Source organism: Pseudomonas piscis (assembly GCF_009380155.1).
Taxonomy (GTDB): domain Bacteria; phylum Pseudomonadota; class Gammaproteobacteria; order Pseudomonadales; family Pseudomonadaceae; genus Aquipseudomonas; species Aquipseudomonas piscis.
In genome coordinates this window covers 89,923-107,291 of the sequence record NZ_WHUV01000007.1, presented here as the reverse complement: position 1 = coordinate 107,291, position 17,369 = coordinate 89,923, and the positions used below count along the sequence as shown (strand labels likewise).

General features: G+C 63.9%; 14 protein-coding genes. 7 read left to right on the top strand and 7 right to left on the bottom strand.

Annotated elements, in window-relative coordinates:
• Positions 1-4: 4 nt before the first annotated feature.
• From GDH07_RS29385 to GDH07_RS29365, 5 genes are all read left to right on the top strand, one after another.
• Positions 5-817: a M90 family metallopeptidase gene (locus tag GDH07_RS29385; RefSeq protein ID WP_152899608.1), complete on the top strand. Its 813-nt coding sequence runs from the start codon at positions 5-7 to the stop codon at positions 815-817.
• 171 nt (positions 818-988) lie between these two features.
• Positions 989-1,516: an inorganic diphosphatase gene (gene ppa, locus GDH07_RS29380; RefSeq protein WP_022641232.1), complete on the top strand. Its 528-nt coding sequence runs from the start codon at positions 989-991 to the stop codon at positions 1,514-1,516.
• 696 nt (positions 1,517-2,212) lie between these two features.
• Positions 2,213-2,584, top strand: coding sequence for a CHAP domain-containing protein (locus GDH07_RS29375; protein ID WP_152899607.1), 372 nt, complete (start codon positions 2,213-2,215; stop codon positions 2,582-2,584).
• Between the two features lie 10 nt (positions 2,585-2,594).
• Positions 2,595-3,044: a DUF3828 domain-containing protein gene (locus tag GDH07_RS29370; RefSeq protein ID WP_152899606.1), complete on the top strand. Its 450-nt coding sequence runs from the start codon at positions 2,595-2,597 to the stop codon at positions 3,042-3,044.
• A 125-nt stretch (positions 3,045-3,169) separates the two neighbouring features.
• Positions 3,170-4,252, top strand: a complete 1,083-nt coding sequence (locus tag GDH07_RS29365; RefSeq protein WP_152899605.1) for a dienelactone hydrolase family protein — start codon at positions 3,170-3,172, stop codon at positions 4,250-4,252.
• A 60-nt stretch (positions 4,253-4,312) separates the two neighbouring features.
• Here GDH07_RS29365 and nirK read toward each other — a convergent pair whose 3' ends face one another.
• From nirK to GDH07_RS29330, 7 genes are all read right to left on the bottom strand, one after another.
• Entirely contained in the window at positions 4,313-5,404 is a 1,092-nt protein-coding gene (gene nirK, locus GDH07_RS29360) for a copper-containing nitrite reductase (RefSeq protein WP_152899604.1), read from the bottom strand.
• 103 nt (positions 5,405-5,507) lie between these two features.
• Positions 5,508-6,323, bottom strand: a complete 816-nt coding sequence (locus GDH07_RS29355; RefSeq protein WP_022641254.1) for a YfaP family protein — start codon at positions 6,321-6,323, stop codon at positions 5,508-5,510.
• A gap of 3 nt (positions 6,324-6,326) precedes the next feature.
• Positions 6,327-7,970, bottom strand: coding sequence for a DUF2300 domain-containing protein (locus GDH07_RS29350; protein ID WP_152899603.1), 1,644 nt, complete (start codon positions 7,968-7,970; stop codon positions 6,327-6,329).
• Between the two features lies 1 nt (position 7,971).
• Positions 7,972-12,549 carry an alpha-2-macroglobulin family protein gene (locus tag GDH07_RS29345; protein ID WP_152899602.1) on the bottom strand — a complete coding sequence of 1,526 codons (4,578 nt, stop codon included), beginning with the start codon at positions 12,547-12,549 and terminating at the stop codon, positions 7,972-7,974.
• Entirely contained in the window at positions 12,546-13,205 is a 660-nt protein-coding gene (locus GDH07_RS29340) for a DUF1175 domain-containing protein (RefSeq protein WP_031320602.1), read from the bottom strand. Before GDH07_RS29340 ends, GDH07_RS29345 begins: the two co-directional genes overlap by 4 nt.
• Positions 13,190-14,902 carry a DUF2138 domain-containing protein gene (locus GDH07_RS29335; protein WP_152899601.1) on the bottom strand — a complete coding sequence of 571 codons (1,713 nt, stop codon included), beginning with the start codon at positions 14,900-14,902 and terminating at the stop codon, positions 13,190-13,192. The genes GDH07_RS29340 and GDH07_RS29335 overlap by 16 nt, the downstream gene beginning before the upstream one ends.
• A gap of 37 nt (positions 14,903-14,939) precedes the next feature.
• Complete coding sequence (locus tag GDH07_RS29330; RefSeq protein ID WP_022641259.1) at positions 14,940-15,731, bottom strand: YfaP family protein; 792 nt, start codon at positions 15,729-15,731, stop codon at positions 14,940-14,942.
• Positions 15,732-16,177: 446 nt separating this feature from the next.
• Between GDH07_RS29330 and GDH07_RS29325 the strand changes: the two genes are divergently transcribed.
• Entirely contained in the window at positions 16,178-16,420 is a 243-nt protein-coding gene (locus GDH07_RS29325) for an exodeoxyribonuclease VII small subunit (protein ID WP_022641260.1), read from the top strand.
• Positions 16,417-17,304 (top strand): polyprenyl synthetase family protein, encoded by an 888-nt coding sequence (locus GDH07_RS29320; RefSeq protein ID WP_022641261.1) that lies wholly within the window; start codon positions 16,417-16,419, stop codon positions 17,302-17,304. Before GDH07_RS29325 ends, GDH07_RS29320 begins: the two co-directional genes overlap by 4 nt.
• Positions 17,305-17,369: the final 65 nt, after the last annotated feature.

Genomic DNA, 17,369 nt, shown 5'->3' with positions numbered 1-17,369 from the left:
CGGCATGTGGTCCTTGAGTGCCTGGCGCCGTAAACGCCGGCTGGCCAGGCATCCGGTCAGCGACCGGACCTGGCAGCAGGTCCGCCAGCAATTGCCATTCCTCGACGGCATCAGCGCCGCCGAGGACCAGTGGTTGCGCGAAGCCAGCGTGCTGTTCCTGGACGACAAGCACCTGACAGCCCTGCCAGGGGTCGAGCTGCACCAGGAACAGCGCCTGTTGCTGGCCGCCCAGGCCCAACTGCCGTTGCTGCACCTGGGCGACCTGAACTGGTACCAGGGTTTCCACGAAATCATCCTCTACCCCGACGACTTCAAAAGCCCCCAGCGCCATCGCGATGCTAGTGGCATCGAGCACGAATGGGACGGCGAACACAGCGGCGAAGCCTGGCAACAAGGGCCGGTCATCCTGGCGTGGCCCGGGGTCCTGGCCAGCGGTGGCTGGGAGGCCTACAACCTGGTGATCCATGAGCTGGCCCACAAGCTGGACATGCTCAACGGCGACGCCAACGGCCTTCCACCACTCCACAGGGACATGCGCGTCAGCGACTGGGCCCAAGTCATGCAGACCGCCTACGACGATCTCAATCGCCAGCTGGACGAGGACCCGGATAGCGAGACAGCCATCGATCCCTACGCAGCGGAGAACCCCGCGGAATTCTTCGCGGTGACCAGCGAGTATTTCTTCAGCGCTCCGGATTTGCTGGTAGCGGCCTATCCACAGGTCTATGAACAGCTACGGTTGTTCTACCGGCAAGACCCACTGGCGAGGTTGCAGCAACTTCAGGCCCACGATCCGGTCTATCAAGCGCAGCACTAATGTCTTGCCAGGCAGTTACGTCATTCATCCGAAGGCACTGCGACAGGCCATGCCAGGCTCGCCTGCAAGGCGCCGCGACCAAGGTTCTACGACCCTCGGCACGTGGCATAGATAGCGGAGTGTGTCTATAATCTGCGCCACTTTTTGGTCAATCAACGGGGGCAACGCCCAATGAGCTACAGCAAGATTCCAGCGGGCAAGGACCTGCCGAACGACATCTACGTCGCGATCGAAATCCCGGCCAACCACGCGCCGATCAAATACGAAATCGACAAAGACAGCGACTGCCTGTTCGTTGACCGTTTCATGGCCACCCCGATGTTCTACCCGGCCAACTACGGTTTCATCCCTAACACCCTGGCCGACGACGGCGACCCCCTGGACGTGCTGGTCGTGACTCCCTACCCGGTAGCTCCGGGTTCGGTGATCCGTGCTCGTCCGGTCGGCATCCTGAACATGACCGACGATGGCGGCGGCGACGCCAAGGTGATCGCCGTTCCTCACGACAAACTGTCCCAGCTGTACGTGGACGTGAAGGAATACACCGACCTGCCAGCGCTGCTGCTGGAGCAGATCAAGCACTTCTTCGAGAACTACAAGGATCTGGAGAAAGGCAAGTGGGTGAAGATCGATGGCTGGGGCAACGCTGACGCCGCCCGCGCCGAGATCCAGAAGTCGGTTGCCGCCTACAAGGGCTGAGAAGCAACTACAAGCTTCGAGCGACACGCTTCAAGAAAAGCCCCGAGTGATCGGGGCTTTTTTGTACCTACCAGCACTCGCAGGGGCCGCTTGTCGATAACAAGACCCAGCCGGCCATGCATCCCGTAACAGCCGCTGGGCACTATTTTCGCCCTCAAGGCCTCTGGGTCGCGCTTCGTACTGGGAATTCCCGACGAACATGCGTATGCTGCGCCCCACCTTTGCGCATCGGCCCCCATGGCCAGATCGCCCGACGAGGCGGATGACTTTCCCGCCAGTCCCACAGCCAGCCGCAAGAGCTGGGTGTACGTTTTGCAGGCTGGTGCGGCTTACCAAAAATAAGCCAAGCCAACCCCCGAGAAGCCGGCCACAAGCCGGCTTTTTAATGCCTGGAAAACCACCTTCACGCAATGCGAGCGAAAGGGCCTCTAAAAAGCTCCATGTGAGATGCCCGGTATCAACCATCCGCATGAAGCGCCCGTTGCCCCTATATTCCAGGCCAACCCATAGCTAACCTCCTGAATCCCAGCGCAGGTATTTCCCATACCTCTGCTGGCCGCAGCGCCTGCCCCAAACATCCCCAGAGAACTGTGAACCACCACCCAAAGCGCCATTACAAGGCATTTAGCCAGTATTTCAGGGACGCTCGCAGCAAGAATAAAATCGCCGCTCTCCAGGACTCACGGATGATCAGGAATGTGGAATAAAGAAGCCGCAATCGACCACTTGAACAGCCACGCCCACGCCGGTAGTACCGGGCGCTGCGCGGCTTATACCCGACAGGCGATCGAAGCCGGCGGCGGTGGCGTAATCCTGCACAGGAAGCACTCGGCCAAGGACTTTGGTTCCTCCCTGACCTCGGCTGGTTTTGTCGAGCAACCTGCCGGCCAGGCACCGCAAGCAGGTGACGTGGTGATCATCCAACCCATTCCCGGCCATCCCCACGGGCATATGGCGATGTTCAACGGCAAACTTTGGGTGTCAGACTTCAAGCAGTTGCACGGCTTCTACCCGGGGCACTCCTATCGGGTACAGAAGCCTGAATACAAAATCTACCGTCATCCGTAAGGGGTTCCCCATGAGAATGCTCTTCTGCTCGCTGCTGGCGGCCATTGCCCTGCATCAGCCGCTGGCCATCGCCGATTGCGCCAGTTCGCCCAAACCTGTAACCCAGGCGTTCTACAGCTGGTACCTGCAGACCTACAGCCAGGACAAGGATCCAGTCACCGACAACGCCCCCGAAATGAAAAAGTACGTCTCGGAGTCGCTGATCGCCAAGATCAAGAAACAGATGGCAAGTCCCGACGGCCTGGAAGAGGACTACTTCCTCAAGGCCCAGGACTACATGGATGAATGGCTGACCCAGATCCAGGTCAGCGAACCGCAGATCCAGGGCTCCAGCGCCAAGGAACAAGTGACCCTGGGCAACACGCCGGACACCACCCAGATCGTCGATGTGCGCATGATCAAGGACAAGGGCTGCTGGAAGATCGACGAAGTGATTTCCACTGCCGATCAAAGCGACTGAGCCTGTAGCCGGCGCCAAGTCGGCTGCTCTTGCCAAAGATCGAGACAGATCGGACGGCGTGCTAAGCTGCGCGCCGCCCCGGGCCCGCTCCCGGGGCGTTCCTCTCTGAAAAAGGACTTCCAGTCATGTCGTTGCCGGCCGCAGTACGCCTGCCACTGTCGTTTCTCTCATTATTCTCCATCCTCAGCCTGACCAGTATCGACGCCCATGCGCAAGCATCGGAAGACGTTGCCAAAGGCCGTTGGCAGGGCCTGGCGGGTATGGCCAACCTGTACCTGGACGATGCCAGTCCCGAAGACTTCATCGAAGCCGGGGACAATGAAAAAAGCCAGCACGACAACTATGCCGGCGCCCTGGCTTACTACCTGACCGCCGCTCGTCTCGACCCGAAGAATGCCTTCGCCTCCTACCAGGCCGCCGGCAGCCTGGCCGCCATGGACAAGAACAAGCGCGCCGCCCAATACCTCGACCAGGCCCGCGAGCGCGGCTTCTGGCAGTTGGTGATCCTCAAGGAGGACGACGAACTGCAAGGCCTTCAGCAAGACCCGGCCTACAAGAAGCTGCTGCAAGCCGCCGAGAAGAACTACCCGGCCAAGGCCAGGGATGCGGGCCTCGCGGCCTTCAGCATTCCCCAGGGCAAGGCGCCGGCCGCAGGCTGGCCAGTGCTGGTCTGGTTGTCGGGGTTCGGTACCGAAGGCAGCGACGACCTCGATATGCGTACCGACCTGCTGGGGGAAAAAGCGGTTCTGGTGGGTATCAATGGCACCCTCAAGCGCGATGAGCATCAATTCATGTGGCAGCAAAAGTCGGTGGCACCGACTCAGGAGGCCGTCAGTGCGGCCCTGAAGAAGCTGGAGAAGCAGACCCGCATCGATCGCTCGCGAATTGCCCTGATGGGCTTCTCCCAGGGGGCCGAGCATGCCTCGCACCTGATCGCCGAGTACCCACAGCAGTACAGCGGCGCACTATTGTTGTCACCCGGCGGCTACCGGATTCCCTTTGGCGAATCCAAAGCTCGGGACAAGCGCATCGTCATCGTCCATGGCGCCAAGGAGCACGAAAGCAATCAGAAGCTCACAGTCGCCACGCAACAGGCCCTGGAGCCTGGCAATCAGTTGCAGAGCCACGAACACGATCAGGGCCACAGCTTCCAGGACGACTGGCGCCAAGTGTATCCGGGCTATCTGAAGTTCATCCTCAACCTCTGAGCATTGTCCACGGCGCCGCGGGTCCATGGCTTCAACCTGCGGCGCAGCACCCGTCCAGAACTATTGCTTGCCCGGCGCTATCGGTCCCGGCGCCTTGACCTGGGTCATCAGGTCGTCATCCCACTGCCCCTCGACCTTGACCTGCGCCAGAGCCCCCAGATCCATGGCCTCGATCAGGTTGTGGCTGAGGTACACATAGGTGCCCGGCTGCTTGAAGGTGTAGAGCGCCGCCAGGGCCGAGCCACCGGGGATGAACCAGGTTTCCAGGTTGCGTTGCGGGGCGTTGGCGAACTTGCCGGTGGTCCAGACCCAGTCGCCGTGGCCGCCGATCAGATGCGGGCGGCTGTCGCGATTGGCTTGCGAGTGAATGAACAGCACGCTTTCGCCGACCTTGGCGGTCAGCGCGTTGGCTCCGGTCAGGGCGCCGACCCGACCGTTGAACACCACGTGGCTCGGAGTCAGGGTGCGCATCACCGCGTGGGTATCCGGGTAGCTGGAGGCCAGGTTCGGATAATCCTTGTAATGCCCGTCCTTGTCCTTGGGAATGTAGAGGTCGAACTCGCCGATGGTATAGGCCCGGTCATAATGCAGGGGCTTGCCAGCCGAGTCTTTCAGGCCATCGCGCGGCAGCACCATAAGGGTGCCACTCATGCCGGAAACCACATGCCACGGCACCATGCCCGAAGGAGCGCAGTGGTAGACGAAGGTGCCACTGCGATCGGCCTTGAAGCGCAATACCACCTCCTGGCCCGGGGTCACCTGGGTCAGCGCCGCACCACCCAGGGCGCCAGTGGCCGCGTGGAAATCGATGTTATGGGGCATGCTGTTGCTGGCCGGGTTGCTCAGGGTCAGCTCGACGTAGTCGCCCTCGTGCACCACCAGGGTCGGGCCGGGCATGGAGCCATTGAAAGTCATGGCTTGCAGCGTGGTGCCCTGGTCATCCACCACCATCTTTTTCTCTTCGACGCGCATGTGGAACTGCATCACCTTGGGCGGTCCGCTGACCACCTGCTCGTGAGCATGCACCTGGGGCGGCGTCACCAACTCCACCTTGACCCGTTGCAGACCGTCCGCACCCGCTGCCAACGCCAGGCCAGAAGCCCAACCGCCAGCTACCACACACCACTTCAACCACGATTGAATAGCACCCATGCTTGCGTTTCCTTGCCGACGAATGGTGATTCATTGCAAGGCAAACGCCGGGCGCCGGTATTGTCTCAGGGCAATAAACCCATGAGCCGTTGACCGGCGCCGATCACGGATAACTGAAGCTGCGTACCAGGGTCAGTTCGCCAGGGGCGCGCATCGGCACGATGAACGACTCGCTCTTCTCGTCCGGCGTGCCTTCCTCGGTGATCACCGTGACCTGGGCGGTGGTCAGGGGCTGCACGGCGTTATCCTGGCCGCCGTCACCGTCGTCGTCGGTGCGATAGCCGCCACCGTAGTAGTTCACATACACCAGGTACTGGCCCTTGAGCGGTACCGGCATGGAGAAGATCTCCGGCCCGTAGCCGGTGGTCACATCGACGTCCAGGGCCGCGCCATTGGGAGCCACTCGATCGCCGTACCAGATATGGGCGCCATCCGGAGTCACCAGGTGCAGGTCCAGGTCGGTGTTGTCGCTGTCCCAGGACAACAGCACCCGCAGCTTGGGCGGCGTGACGCCACCGCCGGTGTTGAGGAACTGCACACGCTTGCGCTGCTGGCCGTCGGGGCTGCGCACCTCGACGCTGTTACTGCCGTTGGGGAACGAATAGGGCCGGTCGAAGCCGCCGTCTTCGTCCACCTTGAGCGGCATGCTGACGCCATTGACGATCAGCTTGCCCGGCTGCGAAGACTTGGGCGCCCCCTTGATCTGCCCACGGATGCGCGCAGTATCGGCCTGGCCTTGTGGAGTGTTAACCGAAGAAGCCGGGTAGTTGACGCTCTGGCGATACTGTTCGCCGTCGTCGGCGCGGGTACGCCAACCACCTTTGGGAGTGTCGAGCTGGATGCCGCTGTCGGCCAGGGCCACAGGCAGGCTGAACATTCCACAAAGGAACAGGAGCACCGGGGAAGCAGGAAATTTCATGACCTATTCCAGTAAGAGATGACGGGCGAGCCCTTCGATGTAGTTTTCATCCTGGCCATTGGGATGGGCTTCGAAGGCCAGGTGCAGGTATTCGTGGGTCAGGTCGAGGCGGTCCTGCAGGGACAGCACGCCACGTACGTAGATGCGTTGTCGCTCGCGATCGACGTAAGGCCGGCCGAAGCCCAGGCGGCACACCGCGAATTGACTGACTTCGTTGTAACCGACCTCCTGCTCCAGCGGCTGGCGCCAGCGCCGCCGTTGTTTCAGCAGCCAGTCCTGGGCCGCCGGCAGGGGTTCGCAGGAGGCCACCGGATTGTCCCAACGGCTGAGGCTGGCACGCGGATAGGCGTGCAGCAGGATAGCGTCGTAGCGCTGGCCTGAACCGGCCTGCTCCACCGCCTGTTGCCAGGACAACTTGTCTGGCGCCTGCAGATCGGAGTGATAGGTGACCTGGGTTCCAGCCAGCACCAGGTCGCCAGTCCAGGCGGCAATGGCCCGGGTCTCGGCAGTGGCCGGACGCGGCGCGACTCGCTGGCGGCTGCTGCTGTCGTCGATGCTCAGGCACTCGCCGCTGCGAGCGGCGTTCTGCAACAGGTAGGTACGGATCGCCACGGCCAGGGCCTTGGCCGCCTCCCGTGGCTCGCTGCTGGCTTCGCGTTGCAGCACCCGGGCCACGTATTCTTCGCGATCCAGGCGCGCCACCAAACGTTGCGCGGCACCTTCCTGTTGCAGGAACAACTCGCCAGCGCTGTGGATATCCAACTGGTTGCCATTGGCGAACGCCACGCGGTAATCCCCTTGCAGGGCACCGGGCCTGGCAGGTTGGCCATTCTGGCTGACGCCCTTGAGCGGATAGCGGGAAAACAGGCTGACCTCGACGCAGCGGCCCTTGTCCAGCGGCATGTTGACCGGCAACAACTGATCCAGGGCCTGGGCATGCTCCTTGAGGACCCGCTGGCTAGTGCCGCGGCCACCGACCCACAACGGCGTGCCGTCCGTCAGCCAACCGGCGAAACCGCCCTGGCGCGATTGCGGATCGCGCTCGGCCAGCCAACTCCAGGTCTTGACCCGCAGCCGCCCACCGAGCGCCCCCACCACCGTGCCATCCCCGGCGTTGAGTACCACGTCCAGCAATACCCGGCGCGCGGTATCCCGGGCCGGCAAGCTGGCCAGGACTTGCAGCAGTTCAGCCACCGGAACCCGAGTCTGTGGCTGCAGCTGCTGCAGATCCTGTAGCCAGCCCGGGGCCTGGCGCGCCTGCCAGTAACTGCGCCAGTCACTGGCCGACACCTTGAGGCGCGCAGGCTCGAAGTACAGGCCGCAGGAACGCACCAGGGCCTGGTCACGGGCGATGCTGTTACCGACCGTGCAGCAGTACACCTCTTCCTTGGACTTGCCCTGGCAGGCATAGGCCGGTTCCTGGGCGCCGGTGTCCGCCAGCCAGGCGTAGACGAAGAGTTTCCAGACGCTGCCCAGGGGCGCTTGCAAGTCCTCGGGCAACGGCTCGCGGGCCAGCACCTGGGTCCTGGAGAGGCTCACCAGCTCGCTGTCCGGTGCGGTTTTCCAGGCCAGGCGCAGAGGTTCGTCCTGGGCCGTCGCCAGCCCAGGAAGCAAACACAAACACAGCCAGGTCCAACGTCGCAGCATGTTACTTGACCGAAACCTGGCCCAAGGCCGGAGTACGCTCCTGGGCCTGATGCTCAGGTGCATAGACCTGGTAGAAACGTGCCGGCGGCAAGTTGAACTGGCCCTTCTGGGAGAAGCGGACCAGATGGCGCAGGCGCACTTCGCTGCTGTCGTTCAGCGCATCCAGGGGCACGCGGTAGCTCATCTGCCCCGGTTCGGCACGGGCCTTCTCCAGCGACGCGGCCTCACTGCCCGCAGGACCGGCCAGCTTGATACCCCAGGTGGTGCGCTCGACATCGGCGCCCGGCGGCAACGGCACATCCAGCATGCCGTACAGCAGCGGGCGCTTGCCTTCGTTGGCGATGATCACTTCATCCAGGTACAGGCCGTCGCTGGCGATCGGCTTGTTGCCCACCGGCTCCAGCTTGAAGGTGAAGGCTTCGTCCCCCGGTACCAGGCGCAGCAGGCGGCGAGTGATATTCACCGGTGCCGGCGTGCCGGCTTCCTGCTTGCTCAGGTAGCTCACCGAGGCCCGTAGCGGGCGCTCCGGCACCGAGTCCAGGGTCAACACCGCAGGAACCTGCGGGCCTTGCCATTGCCAGTAGCTTTCGCCGCTGGCGCCCTGGCGCTGTTGCCAGCCTTGCCCCGGGTTGAGGTTCGTAGCCGGCGCCGACTGGGCCACGCTACGTTGCAGCCAGGTCAAGGCCAGAGCCCGTTCCAGGGTCGACTGCGACGGCAGCAGCCGTTGCAGCAAGGCGCGCGTCGCGCCCTGGTCGAACGGCTTGAGCGACAGGCTCAAGGCCTGGGCGAAGGGCTGGGAGCTGATTTCCATCTGCTGTTGCGCCGCTTCCAGCTGGGTGACGAACGCCGGCGGTGGCGTGACCTTGGCGTCCCGCGCCAGGGCCGCAGCCAGCACCCGGGCACTGGCCAGGCCCAGGGCCGAATCCGGGCTGTCCATCACCAGGCTGTCGCCGCTGTCGTCCTGCATGCTGGCTTGCGGTCCCGAGCCGGCCTTGGCCAGGTCGTCCATCAGGCCGCTGACCAGGGTATTGATCGGCAGCTTCATCTCGCGGGCGAAGGACAGGATCAGCGCACGTTGCAGCAACGGCGTATTGCCGGCCTGCTTGGCATAGACCTCAAGCACTCGCTGCCAATGCTCCGGCGGCAGGTTCAGGTCCATCACCTTGCTGGCGTTCCAGTCGGCGTAATAGGCGTAGGCGGTGAGGAAGGCATCCGGATCGGCGTCCTCGCCCCACCAGGTGAATGCCGCTTCCGGCCCGGCCATGTGCACCAGGCGCAAGCGACTGTTCTGCATCATCAGGCGCAAGCGATCACGCACCTGCGGATTGCTGGCCAGGGCCGGATAGGCGACGCTCAGCGGCAACAGCTGGCTGGCGGTCTGCTCGACACCACCGTAGGGGTATTCCAGCAGGTCATCCAGGGCGGCGCGGAACAGCGCTTGCGGGCTGTCGTCCAGGCGCAGGCGAATCTCCCCGGCATCGGCCGGCAAGCCCAGTGGCGTGCTGTTGGTGACCACGTCCAGGCTCTGGGTCTGCACGGTCTGCCAGCCAGCTCCGTTGCTGGCCAGGCGCACGGCCAGGGTGTCCATGGTCTTGCCGCCCTGCACCAGCTCGGCGCTCCACTCGCCATTGCCCGGAGCGATGGCCGGCAGGGCCACATAGTTGATGCCGCTGTTGAGGGTCAACGGCAAGCGCTGGGACTCACCGGCGTAATGCACCACCAGTTCTGCCTTGACCGGCTGCTCGGACTGGTTGAACGCAAAGACCCCAAGGTCCGGCTTGTCGCCGCTGCGGAAGCGGGTCGGGCCGCTCCACTTCAGGTACAGGGCCTTCTCGGACCGCACGAACTGCTTCTTCTGGCCAACCTGGCCATCCTCGGCGATGGCCCGGGCGGTGATGCGCCAGCGGGTCAGCGAGTCGGGCATGCGGAAGGTGAAGCGCGCCTTGCCGCTGCCGTCGGTGACCAACTCCGGCTGCCAGGCAGCGGTGTCGACGTCTTCACGGCGCGGACGCTCCAGCACCTTGACCCCACGCTCGCTACGGTTGGCCTTGCCTGGCGCCGTCGGGCTGCCCGGCAGGGCTACGTCGTAGCTGATGAACGACAGGCTGGCGCTGGTGCGCACGTTGTTGCGCCGCGGATGGTAGAAGAACTGGTCGATGCTCGGCGCCACTTCCGGCTGCAGGGCATAGACCATCTCGTCCACCACGCTGACCGTCAGGTGGGCCGGTACCGGCTTGCCGGCGAACTGCGTGGACAGGTCCACGGTGACGGTGTCACCCGGCTGGTATTTTTCCTTGTCGGTCTGGATGGCCACATCGATCTGCGGCGTCAGCACCTTGATCCCGGCGTTCTGGAAGCTGTATTCGCCACCCTTGGTGTAGAGCACGGAGAAGGTCAGGTTCGGCGCGAAGCTGTCCTTGACCTGCACCCGGGCGCGGTACTGGGTCGGGCTGAGTTTTTCCACTTTCAGCCAATCGCCCCCCTGGGACAGCAAGGCGGTGGCCTCGACCTTGTCACGCTCCAGCGACAGCAGCGCATCGTTGATCGGCTCGGGGAAGGTGATCAGCGCCAGGGCTTCGTCGCCAGCTTTGTACTCGGGCTTGTCGAGGACGATCTCCACGGTACCCGGCACGGCCTTGACCCCTTCGCCGGTGACCGAATGGCTCGTGCCGCCCACGACCCGGTCATGCTCATCGCGCAGGGTCAGGTTGTAGGTACCGGGACGTTCGAAGGCCAGGACAAAACCGCTGTCGCCGACGGCCAGCTTGCCTTCGCCAGTGCTCTGGTCTTCCATGCGCACCCAGCTGTAGCGGCTGGGCAAGACGCTCTTGCTCTGCTCGCTGGTGTTCTGGTTGGCGTAGCTGAACTGCACCTTGTCGCCCACCGCGCTGAAGCGTTGCGGGGCGCTGAGGCTGAAGCTCGCGGCGCCACGCTCGATGAGGATTTCCTTGGTGGTCTTGACCCGATAGGCCGCGCCGTCACTGGCGAATACGGTGAGCATGTAGCGGCTGGGCTTGTCCGCCGCCGGCAGGTCGAGGCTGGCACTGCCCTTGGAATCGGTGGTCAGCTCGGTGCTGGTCAGTTCCACCGGGAACTGGCCCATGTACTGCAACTCGTTGTCCACCATAGACAGCTGCTGGGACCGCAGGCTCAGTTGCAGGCGTGCGTTGGCCACCGGCTTGCCATCGGGATAGAGCAGTACCAGGTTGCCCTTCACCGCCTCGCCGGTCTTGAAGTCCGGCTTGGCCAGGCTCAGGGCGATCTCGAAGTGCGGCTTGATGTACTCGGCTACGCGAAAGGCGCTGCTGTAGACCTGGTCCTTGTAGCGCAGGCGCAGTTCATAACCGCCCGCCAGGGCATTTTCCGGGAGCTGGAAACGCCCCTGGGTGCCGGACTTGGAATCCAGGTTCAGGGTCAGGTTCTGCAGGGCGGTGCCCGCAGCATCCAATACGCTGACATTCACCGTACCGGCACCGGGCAGCACCGAGTCCCGGGCATTCTTGAACTCACGCCCGACGACCTTCAGCGAGACCCAGTCGCCCGGGCGGTACAGCGGCCGATCAGTGAAGGCATAGAGCTTGGTGTCGTAGATTTCGCTGTCGTAGTAGAAGTTCTCGGAGACGAACACCCCGCCTTCCTGGTCCTCGCCGATCACATAGGAGCGCTCGGGGCTGACGTGTTTCAAGCGCACCAGGCCCTGCTCATCGGTGGCACCGCTGTTCATCACGCCCAGGCCGTCGGTCCACAGCACGTTGACCTTGGGTACCGAGTTGCCTTCGTGCTTGCCCGCCGCCCAGACCAGCAGCTCGTCACCGGCGACCTTGCTCACCGCTACGGTATTGGAGACGAACACCATGGTGGTGGCGCGGTACTTGCCCACCAGGGCTTCGACCAGGTAAAGGCCTGGCTTCAACTGCCCAAGGGGAATGTAGACGTTGCCCGGTGCGACGTTGATGAAGTCACTGGAGGACCCGGCCAGGTTGACCCCGGCTGGCGGCTGGATCGGCTTGGCCTGCCACAGCGGGTAGCGGAACTGGGTCACCAGCGGCAAGCCCGGGACCAGGCCGAACTGCGGCTGGGCGTCATAGGGTGTCGGTGCCAGCAACGAGTTGCCGACCTTCAGCTCCGGAACCTCTTCGGTTACCTGCTTGCGCGACTCATAGGAGAAGGCGCGCTGCATCACCCGGCGCGACTTGCGATACCAGTTGTCCCACAAGTAGGCCAGGGTGTTGGACAGCCCCTCGCCCTTGAACTGGCCATCGCTGACCACTCGGTGCAGGTTTTTCTGGCGCTTGAGGAAGTCCAGCGGCTGGTTGATCCGGTAGACCCGGATATCCGCGCCGCCATAGGGCTCCATGCGAAAGCGCCGGTAATCACGCCCCGGCGCCTCGAGGCGCACCATGGCCTGCTCGTCGCTGGCAAAACTGCTGTCGGACAGCAGGAAGAAACTCTCCCCGGCGACTGCCGCGTAATCGCTGGCGGGCACGGAGTCTTCGGCGTTGACCAGGGCCACGGGGGCCACCAGGGTCAAGGCCAGGGTCAAGCGGAACAGAAAACGGGACATACGCGATTCGCTCATTGGGTGAGGAAGTTCAGCCGATAGATGCCGATGAAGTTGGGGTTGGCGGGGTCGGGTATCCATCGGGTGTCCTTCCATGTCATCAGTTGCTGCACGCTGGCCGAGCGCATGCCGTTATCGGTAGGGGTGGTGGTGCCGGTGTGATAGGCGATGTTGCGGCCCATCCAGATCATCAAGTGCTGGTCGTCGCCCTGGTCGAAGAACAACAGGTCGCCGGGGCGCGCCTGGCCCAGGTCGCGGCTCACCAGATGGCTGTTGAACTGGATCAGCTTGATCGCATTGACGTAGGGACCGACCTTGCCGCCGCCCTGCTGCCACTGCTGGGCCAGGGCGCGCTGGCCTTCGCTCAGTTGCAGCTCCGGGGGCAGGTAGCGATTGGACAAACCATTGGCCCGCAGCCATTTGCTGTCATGGGTCTTGAGTGCTTCATTGGCGGCGAAGCGCACCAGCCCCGCGCAGTCCTGCTGATACCAGCGCGGGCTCGGGCCCTGGCTCAGCTGCTCCTGGGCGATGCGCACGAACCAGGCGCGAAACACCTGGGACTGCTGCACGTCCAGCGGCGCGGCCGTGGTCGCGCCCACTGCGCTGCTGAGCAACAGGGCCAGCAGGCCAAGGCTGCTCAAGCCGTGGCGCAAGGCTCTCACAGCGCTTGCCATTGCAGCGGCAGCCACTGCCAATGGCCGTTGGGCTCGCTGCCCTCAGGCAGGGTCAGGGCGTACTTGCCATAACCACCGAGGGTGCGCAGCTTCGGCACCAGGTAGGTCTGCGCGGCGTTGTTGAACACCGGCTCCATGTCCTGGGGCAGGCTGTCGAAGGTTTCCTGCTGGATCAGTTGGGCCAGGGACTGCGGTCCCAGGTAGATCGGCATCATGGCGTTCTTCGGCGCCACGTCGGCCAGGGGTGGGAAGCGCTTGTCCAGGGTGCCCAGGGCCTTGCCCACCAGCTTGTCATCCAGGGAGAACACCAGGGTCGAACCATGGCGGGCCAGGCTGACCTGCATGAAGGCGCGGCCGGTAATGGCCTGCGGGTCCTTGGCCTGCTTGGCCGGATACGGCCCGAAGTTCGAGCTGACCTGGCGCTGCCACTGGTGCACGTTGCCGTCCTGCTGCTCGACCACCGGGAAGATCCGCTGCGCCACCTTGCTCTCGCGGGAACCCACCATGGAGCCGAACAACTTGCCCAGGTCGGCGTCGAGCTTGGCGCTGTCCTTGTCCTTGAGGCTAGCTACCAGCAGCGGCGTGTACAGCCGCGAGTCGGCGTACCAGCAGAGCCCGGCGCTGCCGGACATGTGTTCGGTCAGGGCCTGGGCCACCGACTCCTCGGCGCCGAGCTTGACCAGCAGCGGCTTCTGCTGCTGCGCCGCCAGGGGCAGCGCCACGCAGGCGCTGGCGCCCATGGGCATGGCCTGCCAGATCGGCTTGAAGTCGAAGTCCGGCTGGTCCTCTTGTTCTTCCATGGCCAGGTAGCTGTGCCAGCCCTTGTCGTCCATGTCGAAGCGCAGGCCGGCGAAGTTGGGGATGAAGCGCTGGTAACCCATGGCCAGGACGCTGGAGTTGACCGCCAGGCGCTGCTGCACCTCGGGTTTGCGCGCCTCCAGGCCAAAGGCCTCGGGGAACAGCTTGTCGCCGTTGAGCAGCGCTTCCAGGGCCTTGGTGGAGACCGCACCGTGCACGTCGCTGACGCCAGAGGCCAGGTCATACAGCTGGGTCGGATTGGACAGAACCACCAGCTTGTCGCCGTGGGAGGCGAAGGCCAGGGACTTGTTGGCGTTGAAATTCAGCTGATACAGGGTTACCGCATCGCCGCCGACCTTGAGCTCGGCCAGCTTGCTCAACTGGCTGTCATCCAGGGCAGCCTTGGCCAGGGGCTCGAGCAGCTTGGCCAGGCCGCCACGGTCCATCACCAGCAGGAAGTCCTTGAGCCGGCCATCGACGCCGCGCCACAGGGCGATGTCCGCCGGCTGGTCGAGCAGTTGCTCGATCAGGTTGTCCTGCAGCTTCAGGTCATGCTCGTAGATGATCCGCCGCAGGCTGCCGATCAGGCCCAGGCGGTCGGCATGGGTCTGGTAATAGAAGACGAAGTCTTCGGTCAGGGTTTCACGCAGGAACGGCACCGCCAGCAAGTCCTTGGGCAACTGCGCCAGGGAGTGGGTCTCCAGCAAGCCATCGGGGCGACTCAGGCCCAGCTTGTCGCCGGGCAGCTCGGCCACCGAGGTCTTGGGCTTGCAGCCCACGCCAGTGGCGACGGCCGCCGCCAGGCACAGGCCCATGACCAGGGCCGGCCAGCGCCGCTGGCTGCCGGGTTGTTCGCTACCGGGGACGCCGGCCGCCGGGGATGCTGTGTTTTCGCTCATGATTCACAAAGCCCAATTCATCCGTGGTGCGGGATGTTCAATAGTTGAAAGACTTGACCAGCAACAGGTCGCCGATGGCCCGCATGGGCACGATGAAGGTCTCGCGTTTCTCATCGACGGTGTTTTCGTTAAGGATCAGATTGATCTGCGAGGTGATCACTTCGTTCTGGTTGCTGCGTTCATCGAAGTTGTAGCCGCCACTGCCGAAGTTGCCCCAGTAGTTGACGTAGATCAGGTAGGTACCGCGCAGCGGCGCGGTCATGGTGAACATCTCCGGCCCCGGGCCGTCGACCCCGTCCGGGTCCAGGCCGCCGCCATTGGTCAGGCCCGGATGGCCGAAGAACGCATGCTGGCCGTCGGGCGTGATGATATGCATGTCCAGCTCGGCCTTGGGATCGTCCCAGCCGAGCACCACGCGGATACGCGGCGGGGTCTTGTTCGGGTTGGACTCGTAGAACTGCACGCGCTTGAGCGACTTGCCCTCGGAGCTGCGCACTTCGACGCTGTTGGAACCGGCACCGAAGGCGTAGGGCCGGCCGAAGCGCCCTTGTTCGTCGGTGTAGAGATTGAGCGGGTTACCGTTGACCGACAGGCTGTGGGGCTGGCGCAAATGACCAATGGCCTTGAGCTGGCCTTCGATCATGGTGCGGTTGCGCTGGATGCCACGATCGATGGGCGGTGTCGGGTAGGCCACGCGGTCCTGTTCGGTGCGGTCGAGCAAGCCGGAATAGCGCCAGCCGCCCAGGGGCTCCTGCAATTCGGCCGAAGGTTCGGCCCGTGCACCAGCGGACACCAGCAGGGTCAACAAGAGGAAGGATAGAGCGCGCATGTATTGCGTCCTGCCATGCATGGGAAAACCCTGGCGCCAGATCCTCGGCGCGGCTGCGAAACATTCGGAAGGTCGCCCGACGATAATAGGGCGTTGAAAGGGCGCAGATTATCGATTTGCCGTGTGTTGCACAATTGGGGAAAAGGGATTTTGCGAGGGAGTAGGCATCGGCCTGGAGGCCGCGCCGTTCGTGCCATTACGGTGATATCACCGCCCGCAGGCCAGGAGCAATTCCGCAGGTCCTGCGCCCCTCCCGCTCATTGCTGTCTATGCTGCCGTTGCGCCACCGCCAACAAGTTTCATCAAGGTTTAACGCAGATGATCCCCGGCGGATTTTGATGGCACGCGCACTGGCGATCCAGAGCTTCAGCGGGCGCTTCTCATTTGCCCGAAAACCCGCTGTCTGCTAGTGTCGCGCCGGTTTAACGTCACCCGGGATAGCCGCCATGGCCCGCAAAAAAGCTGCCTTAGATTTCGAACAATCCCTCGCCGACCTGCAAACCCTGGTCGAGCGTCTGGAGAACGGCGAGCTGTCGCTGGAAGACTCGTTGACCGCCTTCGAACAGGGTATCGGCCTGACCCGTGATTGCCAGGCGGCCCTGGCCCAGGCCGAACAGAAGGTACAGGTACTGCTGGAGCGCGATGGCGAGCTGGCGGAACAGCCCTTCGATGCGGAACAGCCAGAATGATCGCCACCTACCAGGCCAGCAGCCAGGCCCGCGTCGACGCGGCGCTACAGTCGCTGTTCAACGCCCCCAGCCCCGAGTTGGCCCGCCTCTATGAGGCCATGCGCTACAGCGTGATGAATGGCGGCAAGCGCGTCCGCCCACTGCTGGCCTACGCCGCCTGCGAAGCCCTGGGCGGCAAGCCGGAACAGGCCAACGGCGCGGCCTGCGCGGTGGAGCTGATCCACGCCTACTCCCTGGTGCACGACGACCTGCCAGCGATGGACGATGACGATCTGCGTCGCGGCCAGCCCACTACCCACAAGGCTTTCGATGAAGCCTGCGCGATCCTCGCCGGCGACGGCCTGCAGAGCCTGGCCTTCAGTGCCCTGCTGGACCCGCGCCTGAGCGACGCCAACGCCGAGATCCGCCTGCGCATGGTCACGACCCTGGCCCAGGCCGCAGGCCCGGCGGGCATGGTCGGCGGCCAGGCCATCGACCTGGGCTCGGTGGGGCTCAAGCTCGACCAGAAGGCCCTGGAATACATGCACCGGCACAAGACCGGCGCCCTGATCGAGGCCAGCGTCATCCTCGGCGCCCTGGCCAGCGGTCTTGCCGAGAAAGACGAACTCAAGGCCTTGCAAGCCTATGCCCAGGCCATTGGCCTGGCATTCCAGGTCCAGGACGACATTCTCGACGTCGAGAGCGATACCGCGACCCTGGGCAAGCGCCAGGGCGCCGACATTGCCCGGGACAAGCCGACCTACCCGGCATTGCTGGGCCTGGAAGCCGCCAAGGCCTATGCCCTGGAACTGCGTGACCAGGCGCTGCATGCGCTGCGGCCGTTTGACGCAGCAGCCGAACCCTTGCGCGAACTGGCCCGGTATATCGTCGCGCGCCGCAACTGACCGACGGCGGTTCACAGGACCGCATATCGGCCAAGTTCGGTGCTCTGCGTGGGCAGCTTGCGATG